This window comes from Mucilaginibacter sp., from assembly GCF_964263795.1.
Taxonomy (GTDB): domain Bacteria; phylum Bacteroidota; class Bacteroidia; order Sphingobacteriales; family Sphingobacteriaceae; genus Mucilaginibacter.
The window spans coordinates 1-3,331 of sequence record NZ_CAXVWK010000085.1 but is presented as its reverse complement, the minus strand read 5'-3'; the positions used below and the strand labels follow the sequence as shown (position 1 = coordinate 3,331).

Sequence of the window (3,331 nt, the reverse complement as noted above, 5' to 3'; positions counted from 1 at the left end):
ATCACCTGCACCCTGGCTGGTATAACGGCCTACTTTATCTACCCCCGCATTTGCACGCAAGCCGACTGTAGGCAGCAGGCTGCCGTGCTTGGCTCTAATGTCATTTTGGGCCATTTGAATTTCCTGGAACGTTATCATCAGTTCCTGGTTATTTTTAAGTGCCGTATCTATGAGGTTGACTAAGTTTTTATCGGTAAAAAAAGTACGCCATGGCAGTCTGCCCATGTTGGTGCTATCGGTGCCCGCGGTGCCGTACGCCTGCGGCACCGCTGTGTTAGCTGTTAGTTGTGTAATGGCGGGCACCTTGCAGCTCGCTAGGGCCAGGCAAATGCCCAAGCCCAAGCTTATATATATGTGTTTATACATTATGATCTATTTCTTCAGTTAACGGATTCTCGTCCTCATTTTTAACGATGATATGCTTCTCTGACATTTTAGCAAATACGTAGTATAAGCCCGGGATGATCAATACACCGAAAACGGTACCGAAGATCATGCCGCCAGCAGCAGCAGAACCGATAGTACGGTTACCAGTAGCGCCCGGCCCTGAGGCGAACACCAACGGAATTAAGCCGGCAATAAATGCGAACGAAGTCATTAAAATAGGGCGGAACCTTACCGCAGATCCTTCGATGGCGGCTTTTAAAACCGAATCGCCGGCACGGTGCTTTTGCACCGCGAACTCTACAATCAGTACCGCATTTTTCCCGAGCAAACCAATAAGCATAACCATAGCGACCTGCGCATAGATATTGTTCTCAAGCCCAAATAGTTTAAGCAGCAAAAACGCTCCAAAAATACCTGCCGGTAAAGAAAGGATAACTGGGAACGGCAGCAAGAAACTTTCGTATTGTGCCGCTAAAAGCAGGTAAACGAAACCCAAACAAATTAAAAAGATATAAATCGCTTGGTTACCCCTGGCTACTTCATCCGCAGAAATACCTGCCCAATCAATACCGAAACCGCGCGGCAAGCTTGTTTTAGCAACTTCGGCTACTGCCTGTATCGCTGCACCACTACTGTAACCAGGCGCTGCCGCACCGCTTATCTCAGAGGCATTATACATGTTATGGCGGGTGATCTCTGATAGGCCATACACCTTGTCCATTTTCATGAAGGCAGAGAAAGGCACCATCTCGTCGCGGTTGTTTTTCACATACAGCTTCAACACATCTTCCGGCGATGCGCGATATTGCGGCAGTGCCTGCACCATCACCTTGTACTGACGATCAAATTTGATAAAGCTGGTCTCGTAATTACTTCCTACCAAAGTAGATAACGTATTCATGGCGTTCTCAATAGTAACACCTTTCTGCTGGGCGATATCATTGTCAATACGCAACATATACTGCGGGAAACTGGCGCTATAAAATGTAAATACGGATGATAATTCGGGGCGTTTAGATAACGCCGACACAAAGTCTCGGCTTACCGTCTCCATCTTTTTATAGTCCCCAGATCCGGCTTTGTCTAGTAAGCGCAGCTCAAAACCACCCGCAGCACCATAGCCCGGTACGGCAGGCGGTTGGAAGAACTCGATAGTTGCGCCGGTAATTTCTTTTGATTTCTCTTCCAGTTCAGTAATCACTTCCTGAACAGAGTGCTTGCGTTCGTCCCAGCTTTTAAGGTTGATCAAACACGTACCGGAGTTGGAGCCGGTACCTTCTGTCAAGATCTCATAGCCTGCTAAAGACGAAACCGATTGCACACCATCGATGCCTTCTGCAATTTTTTGTAGCTTTTCGGCAACCTGGTTGGTCCGCTCTAAGGTTGATCCCGGAGGGGTTTGTATAACGGCATAAAACATGCCCTGGTCCTCATTAGGGATAAAACCCGAAGGCAAGCTGTTATTCAAGAACCAGATCCCCACGCAGAAGCCTGCAAGCATTAAAAAGGTGATAGACCTGCGATTAACAATTTTGCCTAATATATTTTGATATCGGCCCGCAACGCGGTTAAACCAGTTGTTAAAGCCATCAAGCAATTTATCAAGCCAGGTCTTTTTCTTAACCTTACCGTGGTTGTTTTTAAGCATCACCGCACAAAGCGCAGGGGTAAGGGTTAACGCAACCAAGCCCGACAGAATGATGGATGTTGCCATGGTGATAGAAAATTGCCTATAGAATATACCCACCGGGCCGGACATGAATGCCACCGGAACAAACACCGCCGCCATAACAAAGGTAATGGCAATGATGGCCCCACTAATTTCATGCATTGCTTCCTCTGTCGCTTTTACCGGCGACAGGTTTTTTTCTTCCATTTTGGCGTGCACAGCCTCTATCACCACAATCGCGTTATCTACGACGATACCTATGGCGAGCACCAGCGCGAAAAGGGTAATTAAGTTGAGCGTTATGCCAAAAAATTGCATAAACACAAACGTACCTATCAACGAGACGGGAACGGCGATAGCAGGTATCAGCGTTGAGCGCCAATCGCCCAAAAAAATGAATACTACCAAACCTACCAGGATAAATGCCTCTACTAGCGTGTGCACAACCTTCTCTATAGATGCATCCAGGAATTTTGAAACGTCATAACTTATCTCGTAATCCATCCCTTTGGGGAATGAGCTTGCTTTGATCTCTGCCAGTTTTGCTTTGACATCTTTAATAGCCTGGCTGGCATTACTTCCGTAGGATTGCTTTAATACGATAGCCGCCGATGGCCTGCCGTTTAGGTTCGAATAAAGGTCATAGTAAGAGCTTCCAAACTCAATCTGTGCGACGTCTTTAAGCCTTAGCAATTCGCCCTGCGCGCTTGATCTTAAAACGATATTTTCATACCCTTCCTTGGTGCTATACCGACCTGGGTATTTAAGTACATATTCGAAAGCCTGTGATCTTTTACCTGAGCTCTCACCGGTTTTGCCGGGCGACGCCTCTAAACTTTGCTCGTCCAGTGCTTTCAAAATTTCATCAGCAGATATATTGTGGGCCAGCATCCGGTCGGGCTGCAGCCAGATTCGCATGGAATATTCCCGGTTACCTAAGATATCGGCAAAGCCTACACCATCAACCCGTTTCAGTTCGGACAATAAGTTAATGTCGGCAAAATTGAAAAGAAATTTTTCGTCGGCATGCGGGTCCTTACTGTACAAGTTGATGTACATCAGCATGTTTGACTCTTCGCGGGTAATTTTTACACCCTCGCGCACTACCAGCGGAGGTAATTTATTTACCACAGATGCTACGCGGTTTTGGATGTTGATAGATGCCTGGTTGGGGTCTGTGCCCAAGTTAAAAACAACCTGTATGGTCGCCTCGCCGTCGTTACCTGCATCAGATGCCATGTACTTCATGCCTGGGACACCGTTGATAGCACGTTC

The 3,331-nt window shown here is 47.0% G+C and carries 2 protein-coding genes; both read right to left on the bottom strand.

Going from position 1 to position 3,331, the window contains the following annotated elements; all coding sequences use genetic code 11:
* Positions 1 to 366: TolC family protein (locus tag ACE5CV_RS14445; protein WP_374950895.1), on the bottom strand; the 366-nt coding region annotated here is incomplete at its 3' end.
* Positions 359 to 3,331: efflux RND transporter permease subunit (locus ACE5CV_RS14440; RefSeq protein WP_374950894.1), on the bottom strand; the 2,973-nt coding region annotated here is incomplete at its 5' end. The genes ACE5CV_RS14445 and ACE5CV_RS14440, both read right to left, overlap by 8 nt.